Here is a 17,650-nt window from a genome sequence, read left to right as displayed (position 1 = left end):
ACTTGCGCCCGGCCCGAATTTCGAAACGATCAGGCCCGAAGGGGGCGTGACAGGAAGTCACGCATCGACGAACCCGCAGGTAAGCAACGACTCCGGGAGGCGGGATTTCGTCGGCCAGCGAAGAAGTTCGGAAAAGCCGAAGCATCCGAGCCGGAACATCATAAAACGGCTGCAAAATGAAATCACTCTGTTTACGGTTTTATCAAAATTCACAAAAGCCGCATACGATAATTCATGTTTCCCTTAACCAATCAACGAAATCAAAACGGTCATACGGATCCATAACATATGAATATAGAAAATTTTATCAGGGATCTCACTATCCTTGCCCCGCCATTTCTGCTCGCCCTCACAGTCCATGAAGTCGCCCACGGGCGCGTTGCCTACCGTCTCGGCGACCCGACGGCATATAATCAGGGACGCCTCACCTTGAATCCCCTCAAGCATCTGGACCCCATCGGCACCATCTGTTTTTTCATCATGAAAATCGGCTGGGCCAAGCCGGTGCCGGTGAACCCGATATATTTCAAAAATCCCAGAAAGGACATGCTCTGGGTTTCCCTTGCCGGACCCGGTGCAAATTTCATGCTGGCCATTGCCAGCGCAATTCTCGCAAAAGTCCTGAGTCTTGCCGCACCGCTGATTCCAAACTTTTTTCTGTGGCCGTTGCTGAATATGGTTGCGGCAAGCATCTGGATTAATATCATGTTCGGCGTCTTCAATCTTGTACCCATCCCGCCCCTTGACGGCAGCAAGATTCTCATGGGCCTGCTTCCCGACGGTCTTGCCCGCTCCTATGCCCGGGTGGATCGCTACGGATTCATTGTCCTCCTGATCCTTTTTTATACCGGAATCCTCCCCAGGCTGATCCGGCCGATCATCACCTTTGCCCACGGCATCATTGCCGGATAAACCCCGATGCGTCCGGTTCCTTTTTTTCGCCTCTTTCCCAAAAAGTCATATCCATAATCGGCTGAATCCTGCGTGTTCCAATTCAGACGGGTATAGCACCGGCAATTTGTCGATTTGATTTGGCATTTGAAGGCAGCGGGATTAATTCAGGAAGGATTTTTTTTTGCCATTTTGACAAAACACCATGTCATTATGGCAGTCAGATCGACACGCAAAAAACTTAACACACTGATATAAAAGGGAATATTACTGTTGGCACGGTTCTGGCAATATAATCAAGCAAAGAGCGACACTAACTATCCGACCCAGATGGAGGGAAAGAAAATGAATACAGAAAACACCGCAGCAAAAACAATCACCAGGCAAGGCGTTAATACCAAAACCACGGATTCCGCAAAATCCGGAATCGATGCAGTTTCCAAGGGCAGCATCATTCTCATGGGCGCGGTTTCCGCAATCATCGGCCTTTGGGCGGTTGCCTGCTTTGTTGGAGCGATGATGAGCAGCAGCAGCCCCACAGGCGTCTTCGGCGGCTGGTTCAGTTCAATCATCGGCATGTAATTAAACAAACAATACCTTTAAAAAAATATCGGGGGCACACCATGAATACCACAGCAACAAGAACCAAGACAAATGAAGCGATTACAACTCAGGCCGGAATCGACGCAGTAACCAAGGGCAGCATTGCCATCATGGGCAGCGCCTCAGCACTGATCGGACTTTGGGCTGTAGCCTGTATCATCACTGCAGCTTTCACCGCAGGACCATTAGGATTAGCCAGGGGATGGTTCTCGGCAGTGGCTGGAATGTAATAACGATTTTTCACAATCTTAAATAATAAATTTCACAAAACCGGGAGATTATACATGAGCACGATGATCAAATCCAAAATTCAGGCTAAAATCCGCGCCAATGAAGGAACCCAGGCAGGAGTCGATTCAATTTCAAAGGGAAGCCTCATTGCCATGAGCTCAGTTGCTGCTCTGGTGGGTCTTTGGGCGGTTGCCTGCTTTGTTGGCGCCTCCATCAGCACCGGACCGGTTGCAATGATCAAAGGATGGTTCTCAGCCCTGGCCGGCATGTAATCTCTTGTAAGCTGCGGTCTCATGGCACCGCGTCTCCTTCGTCAACAGGAGGACGATGCTTCCCTCGCCCGATAATCTGCGGCAGTCACATAACTTCTAAAAAACCGCTGTCCCGGCTCCATACCGGCGCAGCGGTTTTTTTATCAACTTTCCGGCGAACATATTTGCCTTGCGATTCCATTACCGTATTCGCCTGAAACACTGAAGGCTTTCCAAAACCGTTAAAATAATTTACCTTTACTTCATCCGGATACGGTACTTCTCACTAAAACTCTCACAGACCACTCGAAACACGCAATGCAACCAGCCAGAAAAAAACTGGGAAATTACATCATCATCGCCTTCTTTCTCAATGTCTTTGCGATCTTGAGCCTTGGCGGGGTCTGTATCCTGATGGTCAAAGACATCGTCCACAATATCACCGAGCTTGAGGATGAAAGCAGCAATGTGAGCCGCGCCGATGATATCAACAATAAAACCCATGAGATGATTTTTGCCATCCACCAGGCAATCATCAATATTGATAAATACTATCTGGATTATGCAATCAACATTGTCGACGACGTCGAAAATAAGGTGTCGCTCTATAAAGCCGAAGAAGAATCAAGCACCAAACCTCACAATAAAGAAGAGGTAAAGATCCTGGAGCAGATGCTTGCAGATTTCGCCGGCCTTCGCAAGGAAATCAACTCCATCCACAAAACGTTTTCCGAAACCGGCAAACTTGACAAAACCTCTATTTCTAAACTTGAGCGCCACGCAAGCGCCATCCAGAACCAGGCGGTTAAACTTAATAAAATCCATTTTGAAATCATTAATGTCCTGGTCCATGAATCCCATAATAAAATGTACTTCATCCTGTTGCTCTACCTGGTCTCAGCCCTGGTTGGCATTCTTGCCTCGGTTGTCGGCTATATCATCCTTACCCGGAACACGGTGTTTCCCATAAAAAATCTTGCCTTTGCCACCCAGAAGGTTGCAGACGGCGACCTTTCCATCCGCGTTCAAACCAAATCAGCAACGGAGATCGGCGCTCTTTATGATTCCTTCAACGTCATGACCGAACGTCTTGAAAAACACGAAAAACAACGGGAAGAATTTAAATTGGAACTGGAACGCCAGGTCCGGGAAAGGACCTCGGAACTGCGGGCGGCAAACGAATCGTTGCGAAAGGCCCAGGTCGATCTGATCCGCATGGAAAAAATCGCCACTCTGGGCCAGATCGCCACCACGGTGAATCACGAGATCAAGACGCCGCTCAATTCACTGTATATGAACCTGCAGCTGCTCACCAAAAAGATCAACAAGAGCGAATTGCAGGATGATGCCGCCAAAGACGGCATGCTTGCCGTTACCGCCATCATCGACAGTGAAATTGTCAGAATCAATGAAATCCTTGAAGAATTTGTCAAATACGCGCGGTTTTCCTCGCCGGTGCTCAAGGAAAACGACCTCAACGAGGTTATCCGCAATGTGGCGCAGATGATCAATCAGAACGCCGAGAAATCCAACGTCGCCATCGAGCTTTCCCTGGATGACAACAACGGTCTTTCGATGATTGATGCCAAGAAGATGACCCAGGCGATTCTCAATCTCTGCGTCAATGCCATCCAGGCGATGCCGGACGGCGGCCGGCTGTTTATCGGCACCCACCAGACCAAACAGTACATTATTACAACTATTGCTGATACCGGTACCGGCATTTCCAAGGAAGATCTTGAAAAAATCTTTGATCCGTTCTTCACTAAAAAGGAAAAGGGCCTGGGGTTCGGCTTATCCATTGTTCAAAGAATTATTGAAGACCAGAAGGGCTGGATAAGCTGCTTCAGCGAATTAGGGGAATTTACGATTTTTGAAATTGTCCTGCCGACCCTCGACCTTAACCACAAACAGCTCCAGCAAGAGGGTTGAATATCCAGATTCAGCCATTCAACCCGGCCGATAAGGAAAAACCCCTTCCTTGACCACCAAGGATTACGAGACACATAAAAAAACTATGGAAAAGAATATAGCGATACTCGTGGTCGACGATGACCAGATAACCAGGCAGACTTTGTCCATGGCCCTGGAGGATGATTATACGACATTTACTGCCGAGGACGGCCGGGATGCCTTGAAGGTGCTTGCCAGAGAAGAGATTGACCTGGTGCTCTCAGACCTTGATATGCCGGGGATGACCGGCATCGAACTTCTTGAAGAAATCAATAAGCGGGAAAATCCTTACCCGGTCATTTTCATCACCGGCCAGGGCACCATCGAGACCGCGGTGCAGGCCATGAAGCTGGGCGCCTATGATTACATAACCAAACCGATCAACATCGACCGCCTCATGCTGCTCATCGAAAAAACTTTAGAAAACAAGCGGCTCAAGGAAGAAAATATCTTCCTCAAGAAACGAATCAAGGAAAGCCAGCCGGAGCTCAATCTGATTGGCAATTCCGTGGAGATGAAAAAAATCACCGAGCTTGCCTTGCAGGTTGCCGCAACAAGGGCCACGGTGCTCATTGAGGGCGAATCCGGCACCGGCAAGGAACTGATCACCAATATCATCCATTATAACAGCCCGGTGGCCCATGGGCCGTTTATCAAGGTGAATTGCACCGCCTTTGCCGAGGGCGTGCTGGAATCCGAACTTTTCGGCCATGAAAAAGGGGCGTTTACTGGTGCGGTCTCCACCAAAAAGGGGCGGTTTGAGCTTGCTGACGGCGGTACCCTGTTTCTTGACGAGATCGGTGACATGCCCATGTCGATCCAGGTCAAAATGCTCCGGTTCCTCCAGGAAAAAACCTTTGAGCGGGTTGGCGGCACAAAGACCTTCAAGGTGGAGGTGCGGATCATTTCAGCAACCAACCGAAACCTGGAACAGCTCATCAAGGAAGGGAAATTCAGGGATGATCTTTATTACCGGCTGCGGGTCGTGAAAATGGAAATGCCCCCCCTGAGAAGACGGAAAGGCGATATCAAGCCGCTGGTTGAAAACTTTATCGAGAAATTTTCAAGTTTTCACGGCAAACCGATCACCGGAATAACCGAAGAGGTTCTGCAATTAATGGAAGACTACCGTTGGCCGGGAAATATCCGCGAGCTCATTAACTGCATAGAAAGCGCCGTTGTCATGAGCAGAGGGGACACAATTGATATCCAGTCGATCCCGGAATACCTCGCCTACAAAACCGTTGACGCCGACACCGACATGGAGGGCGGCCTGCTCCAGGAGCTTGAAAGAAATGCGATTGTCCAGGTTCTTGATGAAACCGGCGGCGATAAAACCAAGACAGCTAAAAAGCTCGGCATCGGGCTTCGCACCCTGTACCGGAAAATAGAAAAATACAATCTGGAAAACTGACACAACCCCTGATGTTGTCGGGCGCTCAGCTCTTTTCAACTTTGCCGGAAGGTTTTACGAAAGCATATACCAGGCAAGCTTGTTGTCCTGTCCGCCGCTTTCAAGCACCATGCAGCCGATATAATTATTTCTGACAAAACGAACCAGCAGATTTCTCTCGATTAATGTCTTTGCCGAGTCATCCAGACGTGTCTTCAGCCGGACATAATCATTAACGGATAATTCATGCGCTACCAATGTTTTAAAGCCAATACCATTCATTGAGATATTCTCAATCAGGCAATTCGGCTTTTTAAAGTGAACAAATGTTGTTTCCCAATGTACCACAGGAAACTTTTCACCTTCCTGGTGATGAAATTTTTCGAAAAACCCATCCAGTTCGGTTTTCTTCCTGAATTTCTTTCTGCCCTCAACTTCAACCTCAAATAAATTACCACAGGTACATCTTGCCTTAAAGCTCCGCTTTATAAGACTATACACCGGTATTTTTTTGGTGTGCCGGCATTCAGGACATGTAACCGTAATGCTGTCCCTGCCACCAATTATCAATTTTTGTTTGCTCACAATTTCTAAAAACTCGTTTTAATTAATGCAAATTAACCTTGCCTAAGCAATCAAAACAAATCATTTTTCAATGATCTTTTTGAAATACAAAGTAACGCATGTTAACCTAAAAAACCTTATCAAAAAATTCGGATGCATTTTATTAAACTTCCTCAAAAATGAAAACCAGACATGCCAATGAAAAAAATATTTAAGGCTGCCATTGACCTGCTCAGAGGAATACACCCTAACGGGCATAAACCTTTTGCTTTGCATGTCCAAATCTTCATTTTGATCCTGATTGCTTTTTCCTTCTTCGGCTGTAGCTCGCTGGAACCGGAAATCATCAAGCCTGAAATTCCTGCAGCGGAACTTGCGGCTCTCAAAGCCAAAGGCGAAACCCTCGAGTATCAGAAAGACATTCAGCCCATCCTCGATCGCCGTTGCGTTACCTGTCATTCCTGCTACAACTCCCCCTGCCAGCTGAAAATGACCTCCTTTGAAGGCCTTGCCCGCGGCGCCACCAAGAAAAGGGTCTATAATGCGTCCAGGATTCAAGAATTACAGCCCACCCGCCTTTTTATTGATGCGAAAAGCACCGAAGAATGGCGCAAGCAGAGTTTTGCCGATGTGACCGGTGGAGACCAGAGCCTTGGACCGAACTCTTTCATGTATCAGCTGCTTGACCTCAAGGAATGCAACCCTGAGATCAAAGGGACCTACGACTCTGAAGCTCGCGACCTCACCTGCTCTCAGACCGACGGCGAACTCAAGGAGTTCATGAAGAAAAATCCCCACGCCGGGATGCCTTTCGGATTCCCGGAAATCAGTAAACAGGAAAAAGAGACCCTCAGGGCCTGGCTTGCTGCCGGCGCCAAAGGACCTGATCCGGAAACAGATCGCCTGATGAAATCCCCGTCCAATGGTACAACAGGGGAAGAAGTGATAAATCGCTGGGAAAAGTTCCTCAACGAGGCAACACCCAAAATGATCACCACGGCGCGTTATCTCTATGAACATCTCTTTCTGGCCCATATCCATTTCGATGAAATCCCCGGGGATTATTTTCTCCTGGTGCGATCACGCACCCCCTGGCCTGCGCCCATTGATGAAATCCCCACGGTCAAACCCTACGATGACCCGGGCGTGCCCCAATTCTATTACCGCTTCCAGAAAATCCACTCCACCATTGTATTCAAAACCCACATCCTCTACCGCCTCAATGATACGCGGATGGACCGATACAGAAAACTCTTTCTTGACTCTGAATGGCAAAACAATGAAATCATTGTTCCCAGTTACGAGCCGGACAGTTCAGCAAATCCTTTCAGGACATTTCAACAGATCCCTGCCCGCTCCCGCTATCAATTCCTGTTGGATGATTCCCAGTATTTCTTTATGTCATTTATCCGCGGCCCGGTGTGCACAGGACAGCTCGCCTTGAATGTTATCAATGACCATTTCTGGGTGATATTTCTGGATCCAGATGCTGATCTTTCCCTTGCAGATCCACAATATTTAAATGCCAACATTGACTACCTGAAGCTGCCCACCGAAGCCAGGGGCCGATACGACAGGCTGTTTTATGTGCCCTATCTCTTTGCCCGGAACCGCTATATTTTAAACCGCACGGCACTGTATAAAGCAAAATATCCCAATGGCCTTGGACTGGAAGATGTCTGGGCCGGCGATGACAGTGAGTCAAACCCCTTTCTGACCATTTATCGGCACTTTGACAGCGCCACGGTGAGTACAGGCCCGGTGGGCGGCTTTCCCCGCACCGGCTGGGTTATTGATTTCCCTCTGTTTGAAAGACTCTACTATAACCTTGTGGCCGGATTTAATGTGTTCAGCAACATCAAAGAACAGGTGGGCGGCAGAAACTACATGGATCTCCAGAGAAAGGAAGCCGAGCTCCTTTTACTGAACTTCATGCCCCCTGAGAGCCGGGCTGAAATCCTGAAGAGCTGGTACCCGACTTTTTTCTCAAGACTTTTTGTTCTTGACGATATGGTGATGCTCGATGCTGAGACCCCCACCCAGGTCCTGTTTCCGGGAAATAATACCGATCCAATGCAGTATAAAAACACCTTTTTCACCCAGATTATCGACCAGCGACTGCGTAAGGATATCGGATACCAGTATGACCCGTTAAACTTCCATGCTGATCAATTGGACCGCACCCCGGCAAAGGTTATCGCCACCGAACAGGATCTGGACGATGAATTCCGCAAAATATCCCATCTTGCAGGGACCTTTGTCCGGGCCATGCCCGACAAGGGCGATGTGGCCTTTGTTCGCTTTGTCCGTGAAAACCGTGAAGACCTTGTCTACACCGTCATTCTCAACCGCTACCACGAAAACGTCGCGTTCATAAAAGGTGAAGACCTGCGATTGGACGAGGCAAAAAACACCATTCATGTGGTGAAGGGGTTTGTCGGAAGCTACCCCAATGCTTTTTTCAAGGTGAATTTCGAGGAGGCGCCCGAGTTTTTCAAAATGTTTCGGGCTGCCCATGACACCCCGGAATCATTTTTACATTTCTTTGAAAAATTCGGAATCAAACGATCCGCCCCGGACTTCTGGGAGATGTCGGACTTTTTCAATGACCGTTTCATGAAGGACCGCCCGCTTGAGGCAGGTTATTTTGACCTGAACCGTTACATCAACGACCCGCAACCGCCATCTTTCTGGGATCGGCTGCTCTTTACTCTCCGCAAGGAGTATCAAACCGGCGAGGCGTTACCTGCTGATTGTCCTGCCGGCTTTTGATAAGCGGCTCCTGCTGACATTCTATAGTCCGCTGTTTTTTTCACTCCTGGAGATTCACTTGACCTAGGTCATTTTACTCCTGTTCATATCCGTTTATATTGAAGGAAAATCCAACAAATCAGGAGCAGAAGAGATGGAACTGCCTAATAATCTAGGAGATTCCCCAATCATTGATGTTATTAGAAGATATGCCGAGATCGGCGAAATCCTGGACAGATACGGTATCGGCTGCACCAAATGTTCAATTGGCACTTGCCTGTTAAAAGATGTGGTCAGGGTTCATGTTTTAGGGGACGAAACCGAATCACAGATTGAAAAAGAGATCAATGCCTATCTTAATACCCAAAAGCCTGAGCCTGTACTTATGAATGCGAAAGAGGAGAAACATCAATGAACCGACCTCAAACCAGAATCACCATTTCGATCATTACCGTTCTTCTGCTATTTTCAGGCTTTGGCTCTTTAGCCTTGGCAGAATCAGCAACCAATTGCCATTGCTTCAAAGACCGCTCCTATAATCCTGCCAAACCATTTGCTGCCGACGACTATATCCTGGCAACAGCCTTTAACAGTTTTGTTTCCAAGGCATTCAACATCCCCAAAAAAGAAATTGTCATGCTTAAAATGAAACAGGGGGTCGGGCAGAATGATTTGCTGATCGGACTGAAAATCGCTGCAACAACCGGAGTTGACCTCAAAGAACTCCTCAGTCAACGTAAGCAAGGGAAAAGCTGGTCAGCAATTATCTCTGATCCAGCCATGAACGAATCATTACAAAAAAACCCGCTCCTTCAAAGTATCAAATCAGAAATTTCAATGGATCAGGCCGCAGCAGAAGTTGCTGATCAATCCCTTGCAAATTTCTTTTCGATCCCCATTGAAACAATCCGAAAAATCAAAACATCAGGTTTGAATGAAAAGGAACTTGCCCTGGTTTTTATTCTGGCGCATGCCGGTGAGCAAAATCCGGAAACTCTGGTTTCGCAATTCAAAAAAGACGGCAAAAGCTGGAGTGCAATCGCCAAGGGGATTGGGATCAACCCTCAGGCTGCCGGCGAACTGATCCTGCAATTCCCGGACAAAAAACTTCCCCGGTAAGTATCATGGAGAACAACACACCCCTCCATCCCCGGATGAACAGAGAGAGAAAAACCGTTGAGTTGATGCTCAAGCTTTATTGCCGGGACCATCATAAAACCAAACAGGAACTTTGCACAGAATGCCAGAAACTTGCTGAGTACGTGAAACTGCGCCTCAAAAACTGCCCGTTTCAGGAGAATAAAACAACCTGCGGCAATTGCCCGATCCATTGCTATAAACCAGAAATGCGGCAGAAAATTCGAGAGGTAATGCGCTATGCCGGACCCCGGATGATCCGGCATCATCCCCTGCTTGCCTTCGGCCACATGCTTGACGGTTTCAGAAAAAATCCGGGCCCCGGGAAATTGAAGTAATTGCCGGTTAAATGTTAACGCTGGCCGATTGTAAATACCGGCGGCGCTATATGACTTTTTTTGCATTGAGGACAGCGGCCAGGCCTGGTGAGGCGACTGCGCTCAGAAAACACAAAACCACAGTCATAGCAGCAACTTGGCCGAACTACAAGCTTTTGTCCATGGGTGACTGCTGTCCGGGCAATATGATCGAGATGCTTATAAACATCTTTTTCCCGGATGCTGACCTCCTGTGATATATCCCGTGCATTCATCTCTTTCGCCATAAGGAGGTCGACGATTTCCTGTCGGACAGTCTGCAAACGTTCACGGTCTGATTCCTGCTTCATCTCTCTTTCATCTCAGGCGACAGCTGGCAATGAAAAGAACAAGCCACCGCATCAGGAGAGACTTGTTCTTTTCAGCGCAAGAAAAACCTCGGTTGCCTGCAGATGGTGCAGGGAAGAACGAAGCCCCATATTCCAAATAGTTTTCAGGAATGATACTTGAAAGAAACGCTCACCCGTGCCCGGAACATGGCAACCTTACCGTTCTCCATCTTCATATCCAGCTTGGTGACTTCGCCGATCCTCAGATCCTTAAGGCTTTTTGCCGCCTCTTCAACAACACCTCTGGCTGCAGCCTCCCAGGAAACATCGCTGGCACCGATCAACTCGACAATTTTATAATAACTTTCAGCCATGACACCCTCCTTTTTAAGGTTAACAGTTACTATGCCTTTATGGAGAAGTATCATTGCCGGTGAAGATGTTTGTCAAGTATGAAACATGGTTCAGGCAGCGTTGCGGACTTTTATATTTGTTAAAAGCGAGACATCAACCGCCTCAGGAAAATCATTAAAATAGATACCGCCAAACTTACTGGTGCAATCGGGGCATCCCCTGAGCCAGAGGACATGGTGCCGGTACTGATTCTTTGCAACTTCCCGCAGAACCCAGCGACTGCTTGAACATTCAAAACAATACAACAGCGTCCATTCATCACCCTGCAAGGCATCAATGCAGTCCCGGCATACCGGAATCACCATTTCACGAACAGAGGTTGCTACATCATTACTATCCTTGCTGCCAAAAGGAACAACAATGTAATCACAGGCCCTGTGATTTTCAACAACCGCATCCTTGCCATGATTTAATTCGCAGAATACATTTTCAAGATCTGCCAGCAACACCAGGCTTTCATATTTATCCATTCCTTCCCCCCTTTCTGAGAGAATTGCTGTTTCCCTTCTGCCTAATCAAGCAAAGACTCTTTTCACTCAGCCGACCAGACTCAACCAAAGTCTGGAGGAAACAGCTTCTGTTAAAAAATTGCCTTGTAATTACCTTATCGGCAATCTCATAACCAAACGATAATCATTATTAAATAAAAACCAGGGAAATTCATATAAGGACAAAAAAGATACGGGACAAGAAGTACAACCAGCGAGGAAACAAAAGACGGAAGGCGCAGGGGGGAGGAGGACTATCCTGCGCCTTCCGGGGGGGTATTGCCGGTTAATGATGTTCCTCATAACCGGTAAACATGGCCTTGAAGTGTGCTGTGGGCGTGTGACCCAGAGTCGCAAGATAGGAATGGACAAACAAAAAGACTCCAAAAAAGAAAAAGAGCAATACATGTACGGTATCAACAATTTTTATACCGCCGAGCATGTTAATGTACTGCTCGTATTCCTTTACTCTCCAAAGCAGCACACCGGTTATCATCTGGGCCGGCAGAAAGATAAACATTAATCCAAGATATGCTTTCTGCTGCAAGGCATTGAATTTGTTATCCGGGGTCATTACATGGGGATTTGGGTCACCCTTGAAAATTCCCCCTCCATAATATTTCATCTGCTTGATGACGTTGGGCAGAAAGGTCTTGATATCGGGAAAATAAATCTTTATCTTCCCGGTGCCAAAATAGTAAGCCACCCAGAGACCGTAATTTGCAATGACTATGAAGCCTACATAATTATGCACCTTGATAGCCTCCTCAAGAGTGAAAAAATCAAGGATCTCCGCAAAGCGGATCTGCAGGCCGGTGAGCACCAGTAGGACTATTCCCAAAGCATTTACCCAATGCCATACCCGCACCGGTCCCGGGTGGATATAGATCAATTCACTTGATGCTTTCATTTTTCACCTCCGTCCTGCTCTTGTTCAAAAGGGGATTTTTGCTTTCTTTGCTTCCTTGCAGGGATGGTTAATATTCTCAAGGTCAAATGAGCAATAATAATACCTGCTCCTCCAACGACCAATGCCAGGCCGATCTGATCAAGCAGCCTGATTCTTGTTCCACCCAGAGCATAAAAATGATTCATGTAATACGTCTCAAGAACCTTTCGTTCAACGACGTAGTTTTGCGAAGTCCCGTCCTCCCGGCTCAGTGAAAACCGGACGTTTTCAAAAAACGGCGAGGTCGGCATATGACACATTTCACAGGCCCGGTTAGCGACGCCCCGATTTACATGATGGACAATGGGTTCGATGGCAACGACTATTTCTCCGTGAAATGTACCGCGAACGTCTTTTTCAAGAAGCAAAAAGACCAGGTCTTCAAATTCATTGACATCTATTATCTCATTTTTATCTTCATCTACGAGGGCCATGAAACCGTCAGAATCGGTCCCCAGAACCGCAAGGAATTCTTCACCGCTTAAGAATTTATTGGTCTTGAGATCCTGAAAACGGATATTCACATACCGCGGCACTTCGGGGGCATGACAGACCGTACATTCGACAAATGCAAAATGCGTATCCATCTGCGGCAACCATTCGTGAAATTTATTGGGATTGTGACATTTAAGGCAGAAACCGTTTTCCCTTTCAAGAACCGATTCCGACTCCAGATGGCTCACGTAATGATAGCCGTGACAAGCATAGCAGGGAATGGTAATGCCCTTTCCTCCCGCCTTTTTATGGACACTGTCAATGTATGCCTCCGCTTCCGCTTCGTGGCATTTATCACAATTCACCACTGCAAGCGAAACCGCATGAGGCACTTCATTGTCGAAATTCAATTCCTCGATGTCTGAATGGCAATCAACACATGCCACATCATTGGCATTGTGCACAGACACTTCAAACCTTGCCTGATTAATGTAAAGCTCCACTTTCATCCCCTCCGATTCGACCCTGGAGAGTGAATCATCACTATGGCACTCCATACATTCCTCATTGCCGATTGCCAGACAACTGGAGGGTGGAGCAAGAGTGACAAAGAGAACTGCCATACTCACAATTAGCAAACATCTTACCTTGAGAAATTTCATGCCATTACCCCTCCTCTAAAAAATTGAAGTTGATAATTAATATATAGAAGCGAGTTGAACCGACAATATTCACGCTCCCCTTATTAGCGATGAGTCCTTCCCCGGTAAAAATATCTAAAGAATCATTACTTCTTAATGAGATGCGACTCCTGTTCTTAAAGCTTGCCTGAACCGCCAAGACTCATTTGATTTTCCCCAAAATCCAATATGTCCAAGCCGACCAGAACCTAACCGACATCTACCTGCCTCGCATCTTATTGTCATTATACAAGTCGCAATTGTCAAGATTTGTTTAACAAATATTTTCCACACTCTTCTTCGCGTTGATTCAGCATAGCACAGGAAGAGCAATGTCAATCCCGGAAGCTCAAAGTCATGCCCCCGCGGCGGGTTTAACCCCCGAGCCTGAAGAGATACCTTCCTTTAGCTGCGAGATTGCCTGCACGTTTGCCGCGCCGGCGGAGTACCCATACTTTGCATATACAGCAATTCCCTAATGAATTCAGGAAGTAAAGCGCTCAAATGCCATGTGGCTCGGATTCTGTTTTTCTTTATACAAGATTAACAGGTTGAAAAATTATGTATTTACGCCCCTGATCATATTCCTTGCTCTAAACACAAATCAGAAAACTCCTGTTTAAGAGCTTTTTCCAATTTTATAACCAGAGTATCCTCTATCTGCCTTATTCTTTCCCTGGAGAGCTGGAACATCTCGCCAATCTCCCTGAGCGAGCTTACCTCGTCTCCCAACAACCTGAACTTGAGAATAGCCTGTTCCCTTTGATTAAGATCTCCTGCCATTTTATTTATTACAGACCTCACCCTTGCTTTAACTCCCAGATCAGCAGACATTGCTTCCCGAACAATTCCGTTCTGCATCATAATCTGGTGATCGATATCCGAGAGGACTTCATGTGAATCCTCAAAAGCAATATCTTCTCCATGTATCCTTTGAATCATATCTTCAAGTTCGACTTCCGAAACATCCAGCCGTTCTGCAAGAACCCTGCTGAATTCAATCGGACATTGCGCAACAATTTTTTTCGCTTCGTTTCTCATACGAAAAAAAAGGAGTCGCTTAGACCTGGCGGTACAGATTTTAACCAAACGCCAATTGTTCAAAATATATCTGCTGATATATGAATATATCCAGTAAAAGGCATAGGTGGTAAATTGCACATTTCGACTTGGGTCAAATTTTCTCTGCGCAATAATCAAACCAACATTACCCTCCTGGACAAGATCCATAATATTACCCTGCCAATAATCCTGAAAATCCCAGACAATTTTGATCACCAACCTTAAGTGTGAGGAAAGCAGTTGCTGCCCTGCGCCATGATCTTCATCCTCTTTGAACTGTTTGGCCAGAGCAAAAACCTCGTCCTTTGATAAAACCGGATGCAGATCTACCTCTTCGAGATATCTGCTTAACGCCGGATGTGATGTCTCTTTTAAAAGGTCAACAGCAATCTGAGAAATAATCATTGTGTCTTTTTCTCAGAACTTGGAGCCATTGACTAAAAAATGCACATAAATGCTCGCTGCATAGCCCAGTGCGATGACCGGAGTCCATTTAAGATGACCGAAAAAGGTATACTTCCCCCTGGCCTGACCCATTAATGCAACGCCTGCTGCAGAGCCGATTGACAACATACTGCCGCCAACCCCTGCCGTCAGTGTCACCAGCAGCCATTGGCCCTGCGACATTTCGGGATTCATGGTGAGCACGGCGAACATTACCGGGATATTATCGACAATGGCGGAGAGAATGCCGACCATGATATTTGCTTGAGTTGCCCCCCAGCCGGTGTACATCACATGGGAGACCATGCCCAGATAACCGATGAACCCCAAGCCCCCGACACAGAGGATGACGCCAAAGAAAAACATCAGGGTGTCCCATTCGGCGCGCGCAATATTTCTGAAAACATCAAAGGCGACTATATCGCCCAACTGTTCATCAGTTTCCCCCATACGCCTTCTGTATTCTTGACCAGCCGTTTTATGGGTCTTCTTAAGATAGAAGCCGTACAGTTTCAGATAAGACAGACCGGTCATCATGCCGAGCATGGGGGGGAGATGCAGAAAATTATGAAAACTCACTGCAGTGCCGATTGTCGCCAGAAATAACCCGATGACAACTAAAGCACCGCGCTTCATATGGACATTAATATCGCATGATGTCGGCATCACCTTTGGAACAAAAAAACTCATGATCAACGCCGGCACCAGCCAGTTGACGGCTGAAGGAATAAACAGAGCAAAAAAGGTCCAGAAATCAACAATGCCTTTCTGCCATACCATAAGGGTGGTGATATCTCCAAAAGGACTGAAAGCGCCGCCGGCATTGGCGGCAACTACGATATTTATGCAGGCCAGGCTTATAAATTTGGGATTGTCCTTGGCAATGGCCATAATAACGGCGCACATGAGAAGGGCTGTGGTCAGGTTGTCCGCCACCGGTGAGATGAAGAAAGCAAGCAGTCCGGTTATCCAGAAGAGCTTTCGCAAAGAAAAACCCGCACACACCAGCCGGACTCTGAGGGCTTCAAACACCCGCCGTTCTTCCATGGCATTGATGTAGGTCATGGCAACCAGCAGGAAGAGAAACAATTCCGCGTATTCAAGAATGTTATGTCGCACTGCCACTTCTGCTGCATGATTCATCCCGTGGCTTGCATAAACATAAGCAATCAACCCCCAGATCAGGCCTGCGGCCAGAAGCACGGGTTTAGACTTTCTCATGTGAATGAACTCTTCACCCATTACCAGGAGATAGGCGACAACAAAAATAACCAAAGCAGCGTAACCCACTCCGTGAGCAGTAAGATTCAAATTCGCCTCAGCAGAGGCAGAAGCAAATACCTGACCCGGAAAACTGAATAATGCTGCTGCCACTAAAAACAGAGTTTGTAAAAGACGATTCACTCTCTACCTCCTATAGGGGATCATTACTCATTTATATCAGCGAAACAGCTCTTCTTATTAATCAGCAAATTTTCATCCTTCCGTAATTGAACGGACTCCACGATCACCCACCAGACTATACGGGCGAACGGATATCAAAGCGCGGCGCTTTCATCATTTTGGCAATTTCCTCTTTCAGATTAACCTGATCCGGATTGTCGACACTCTGTTCCATCAGTTTATCAAAAAGCTCTTGCTGCTCCAGAGGATGAATATAGGTTTCAGGATCACTGTCTTTGAGTTGAATATGAGCGGCCCAGGGAACAAAATAGGTGGTTGCCGGATAGGCATTTTGAGTAACCACAAAATATTCTGAAATATCAATATTAAGGCCGGCAATATAAAGAAGATTTTTACCGGCATATTCCTGGCCGCGTCGAATAGATTCCACAGCGCGGGCAAATTCGAGTTGTATATTAATCAATGCAGCTTGCAGTTGCGGGCTTTTAGCGGTGACGATCTGGGGCATGAATTGAATAAGATTTCTCTCCAGCAGAATTGAATCATCGGTTTCATGGAGTTCTTCGTGATAATCAAACAAATCAGCGGTCAGAAAGTCACCTATTTTTTCGCCATGCCCGGATTTCCAGGAATATCCGGCGGCGTCCATCCGTTCCCTGAAGGAATCCGAGACCTCATAAGTCTGCGAGGTGCTGTAAGATCCAACCGGCCGTATTTTGCCGTTGCCGTTTGATTTGGCAATATCCTCTAAACGCAGAAAAAACCCTTTTTTAACCGGATGAGAGGCGAAATCAACAAATGAGTTTTTAACCTTGATCAGGTATTGACCGTTCTCGCCCCGGAGAAGAAAAATCCGATCACGAGCAAATTTATACTGATCGAGGTAGGGAGTAATCACATGGGTAATTTTCCCACAGGAAACCGAAGCCGTTTTTGTCTCCATTTTCGGACGCCGGTATCTGCCATAGATTCCAGTATCAGGATCATAGCCAACATGACTTGCCTGAACAATGACCGAGTCCTCACCATGATGTGCATGGGGACCATGCCGACTGGTAGCGACGATGCCACCAACCCGGCCGTGGTTGAAAGGAAATGACCCGAAATGTTTGGTAAGGAGAATTATCGGCAGGCCTTGATTTTCATCAGAGCAAAAAGCCCTGGAAGGCATGATCAGCCCTTTACGGAAACCCAGCGCTTTACAGTAATTATAGAGGCGGGGCACAAATTCAGCATAAGGCATCGCCAGGTTGTCCACATGAAACGGGACGGTTTCACGTATTATCTCAAGATGTTGCTTTGAATCCTGCATGTTCTTTCCCTTCTATTGAAATATTCAGTAAAGTATATGCCG

At 46.9% G+C, this 17,650-nt stretch carries 19 protein-coding genes; 10 read left to right on the top strand and 9 right to left on the bottom strand.

Going from position 1 to position 17,650, the window contains the following annotated elements:
* The first annotated feature begins 288 nt into the window (after positions 1 to 288).
* The 6 genes from KKE17_12070 (at position 289) to KKE17_12045 (ending at position 5,343) form a co-directional block, all read left to right on the top strand.
* Positions 289 to 912, top strand: a complete 624-nt coding sequence (locus KKE17_12070) for a site-2 protease family protein (protein MBU1710733.1) — start codon at positions 289 to 291, stop codon at positions 910 to 912.
* 324 nt (positions 913 to 1,236) lie between these two features.
* Positions 1,237 to 1,473 (top strand): hypothetical protein, encoded by a 237-nt coding sequence (locus KKE17_12065; protein MBU1710732.1) that lies wholly within the window; start codon positions 1,237 to 1,239, stop codon positions 1,471 to 1,473.
* Positions 1,474 to 1,514: 41 nt separating this feature from the next.
* Positions 1,515 to 1,724: a hypothetical protein gene (locus tag KKE17_12060; protein ID MBU1710731.1), complete on the top strand. Its 210-nt coding sequence runs from the start codon at positions 1,515 to 1,517 to the stop codon at positions 1,722 to 1,724.
* 54 nt (positions 1,725 to 1,778) lie between these two features.
* Positions 1,779 to 1,997, top strand: a complete 219-nt coding sequence (locus KKE17_12055; GenBank protein ID MBU1710730.1) for a hypothetical protein — start codon at positions 1,779 to 1,781, stop codon at positions 1,995 to 1,997.
* Positions 1,998 to 2,294: 297 nt separating this feature from the next.
* Positions 2,295 to 3,908 (top strand): HAMP domain-containing protein, encoded by a 1,614-nt coding sequence (locus KKE17_12050; GenBank protein ID MBU1710729.1) that lies wholly within the window; start codon positions 2,295 to 2,297, stop codon positions 3,906 to 3,908.
* A gap of 85 nt (positions 3,909 to 3,993) precedes the next feature.
* A complete protein-coding gene (locus KKE17_12045) occupies positions 3,994 to 5,343 on the top strand; it encodes a sigma-54 dependent transcriptional regulator (GenBank protein MBU1710728.1) in 1,350 nt (449 codons plus the stop codon).
* Positions 5,344 to 5,397: 54 nt separating this feature from the next.
* On the opposite strand, the gene KKE17_12040 is transcribed toward KKE17_12045, so the two are convergent.
* Entirely contained in the window at positions 5,398 to 5,907 is a 510-nt protein-coding gene (locus tag KKE17_12040) for a hypothetical protein (protein ID MBU1710727.1), read from the bottom strand.
* A 177-nt stretch (positions 5,908 to 6,084) separates the two neighbouring features.
* Here KKE17_12040 and KKE17_12035 point away from each other — a divergent pair, with 177 nt between their 5' ends.
* The 4 genes from KKE17_12035 (at position 6,085) to KKE17_12020 (ending at position 10,112) form a co-directional block, all read left to right on the top strand.
* Positions 6,085 to 8,658, top strand: a complete 2,574-nt coding sequence (locus KKE17_12035) for a fatty acid cis/trans isomerase (GenBank protein ID MBU1710726.1) — start codon at positions 6,085 to 6,087, stop codon at positions 8,656 to 8,658.
* A 133-nt stretch (positions 8,659 to 8,791) separates the two neighbouring features.
* A complete protein-coding gene (locus KKE17_12030; GenBank protein ID MBU1710725.1) occupies positions 8,792 to 9,052 on the top strand; it encodes a hypothetical protein in 261 nt (86 codons plus the stop codon).
* Positions 9,049 to 9,756 (top strand): hypothetical protein, encoded by a 708-nt coding sequence (locus tag KKE17_12025; protein ID MBU1710724.1) that lies wholly within the window; start codon positions 9,049 to 9,051, stop codon positions 9,754 to 9,756. Before KKE17_12030 ends, KKE17_12025 begins: the two co-directional genes overlap by 4 nt.
* Before the next feature lie 5 nt (positions 9,757 to 9,761).
* A complete protein-coding gene (locus KKE17_12020; protein ID MBU1710723.1) occupies positions 9,762 to 10,112 on the top strand; it encodes a nitrous oxide-stimulated promoter family protein in 351 nt (116 codons plus the stop codon).
* Between the two features lie 14 nt (positions 10,113 to 10,126).
* Here the strand turns inward: KKE17_12020 and KKE17_12015 are convergent, their stop codons facing one another.
* From KKE17_12015 to KKE17_11980, 8 genes are all read right to left on the bottom strand, one after another.
* On the bottom strand, positions 10,127 to 10,441 hold the full coding sequence (locus KKE17_12015) for a transcriptional regulator (protein MBU1710722.1): 315 nt from the start codon (positions 10,439 to 10,441) through the stop codon (positions 10,127 to 10,129).
* Positions 10,442 to 10,584: 143 nt separating this feature from the next.
* A complete protein-coding gene (locus KKE17_12010; protein MBU1710721.1) occupies positions 10,585 to 10,794 on the bottom strand; it encodes a dodecin family protein in 210 nt (69 codons plus the stop codon).
* Positions 10,795 to 10,884: 90 nt separating this feature from the next.
* Positions 10,885 to 11,304, bottom strand: coding sequence for a hypothetical protein (locus tag KKE17_12005; protein ID MBU1710720.1), 420 nt, complete (start codon positions 11,302 to 11,304; stop codon positions 10,885 to 10,887).
* 304 nt (positions 11,305 to 11,608) lie between these two features.
* Complete coding sequence (locus tag KKE17_12000; protein ID MBU1710719.1) at positions 11,609 to 12,232, bottom strand: cytochrome b/b6 domain-containing protein; 624 nt, start codon at positions 12,230 to 12,232, stop codon at positions 11,609 to 11,611.
* A complete protein-coding gene (locus tag KKE17_11995; protein ID MBU1710718.1) occupies positions 12,229 to 13,368 on the bottom strand; it encodes a hypothetical protein in 1,140 nt (379 codons plus the stop codon). The genes KKE17_12000 and KKE17_11995 overlap by 4 nt, the downstream gene beginning before the upstream one ends.
* Before the next feature lie 597 nt (positions 13,369 to 13,965).
* Complete coding sequence (locus KKE17_11990; protein MBU1710717.1) at positions 13,966 to 14,853, bottom strand: sigma-70 family RNA polymerase sigma factor; 888 nt, start codon at positions 14,851 to 14,853, stop codon at positions 13,966 to 13,968.
* 12 nt (positions 14,854 to 14,865) lie between these two features.
* Positions 14,866 to 16,275: a sodium:proton antiporter NhaD gene (gene nhaD / locus KKE17_11985; protein ID MBU1710716.1), complete on the bottom strand. Its 1,410-nt coding sequence runs from the start codon at positions 16,273 to 16,275 to the stop codon at positions 14,866 to 14,868.
* Positions 16,276 to 16,411: 136 nt separating this feature from the next.
* Positions 16,412 to 17,608: a hypothetical protein gene (locus KKE17_11980; protein ID MBU1710715.1), complete on the bottom strand. Its 1,197-nt coding sequence runs from the start codon at positions 17,606 to 17,608 to the stop codon at positions 16,412 to 16,414.
* Positions 17,609 to 17,650 lie beyond the last annotated feature (42 nt).

Source organism: Pseudomonadota bacterium (assembly GCA_018823135.1).
In the GTDB taxonomy this organism is placed as follows: Bacteria; Desulfobacterota; Desulfobulbia; order Desulfobulbales; family CALZHT01; genus JAHJJF01.
Note: the sequence above shows the minus strand (reverse complement) of the source record. Positions and strands in the feature narration are given on the sequence as shown.

What these genes read in the sequence shown, in the direction of transcription:
- KKE17_12070 (MBU1710733.1), top strand. Translation starts at nt 289, where the DNA reads ATGAATATAGAAAATTTTATCAGGGATCTCACTATCCTTGCCCCGCCA.
- KKE17_12065 (MBU1710732.1), top strand. Translation starts at nt 1,237, where the DNA reads ATGAATACAGAAAACACCGCAGCAAAAACAATCACCAGGCAAGGCGTT.
- KKE17_12060 (MBU1710731.1), top strand. Translation starts at nt 1,515, where the DNA reads ATGAATACCACAGCAACAAGAACCAAGACAAATGAAGCGATTACAACT.
- KKE17_12055 (MBU1710730.1), top strand. Translation starts at nt 1,779, where the DNA reads ATGAGCACGATGATCAAATCCAAAATTCAGGCTAAAATCCGCGCCAAT.
- KKE17_12050 (MBU1710729.1), top strand. Translation starts at nt 2,295, where the DNA reads ATGCAACCAGCCAGAAAAAAACTGGGAAATTACATCATCATCGCCTTC.
- KKE17_12045 (MBU1710728.1), top strand. Translation starts at nt 3,994, where the DNA reads ATGGAAAAGAATATAGCGATACTCGTGGTCGACGATGACCAGATAACC.
- KKE17_12035 (MBU1710726.1), top strand. Translation starts at nt 6,085, where the DNA reads ATGAAAAAAATATTTAAGGCTGCCATTGACCTGCTCAGAGGAATACAC.
- KKE17_12030 (MBU1710725.1), top strand. Translation starts at nt 8,792, where the DNA reads ATGGAACTGCCTAATAATCTAGGAGATTCCCCAATCATTGATGTTATT.
- KKE17_12025 (MBU1710724.1), top strand. Translation starts at nt 9,049, where the DNA reads ATGAACCGACCTCAAACCAGAATCACCATTTCGATCATTACCGTTCTT.
- KKE17_12020 (MBU1710723.1), top strand. Translation starts at nt 9,762, where the DNA reads ATGGAGAACAACACACCCCTCCATCCCCGGATGAACAGAGAGAGAAAA.
- KKE17_12015 (MBU1710722.1), bottom strand. Translation starts at nt 10,441, where the DNA reads ATGAAGCAGGAATCAGACCGTGAACGTTTGCAGACTGTCCGACAGGAA.
- KKE17_12010 (MBU1710721.1), bottom strand. Translation starts at nt 10,794, where the DNA reads ATGGCTGAAAGTTATTATAAAATTGTCGAGTTGATCGGTGCCAGCGAT.
- KKE17_12005 (MBU1710720.1), bottom strand. Translation starts at nt 11,304, where the DNA reads ATGGATAAATATGAAAGCCTGGTGTTGCTGGCAGATCTTGAAAATGTA.
- KKE17_12000 (MBU1710719.1), bottom strand. Translation starts at nt 12,232, where the DNA reads ATGAAAGCATCAAGTGAATTGATCTATATCCACCCGGGACCGGTGCGG.
- KKE17_11995 (MBU1710718.1), bottom strand. Translation starts at nt 13,368, where the DNA reads ATGAAATTTCTCAAGGTAAGATGTTTGCTAATTGTGAGTATGGCAGTT.
- KKE17_11990 (MBU1710717.1), bottom strand. Translation starts at nt 14,853, where the DNA reads ATGATTATTTCTCAGATTGCTGTTGACCTTTTAAAAGAGACATCACAT.
- KKE17_11980 (MBU1710715.1), bottom strand. Translation starts at nt 17,608, where the DNA reads ATGCAGGATTCAAAGCAACATCTTGAGATAATACGTGAAACCGTCCCG.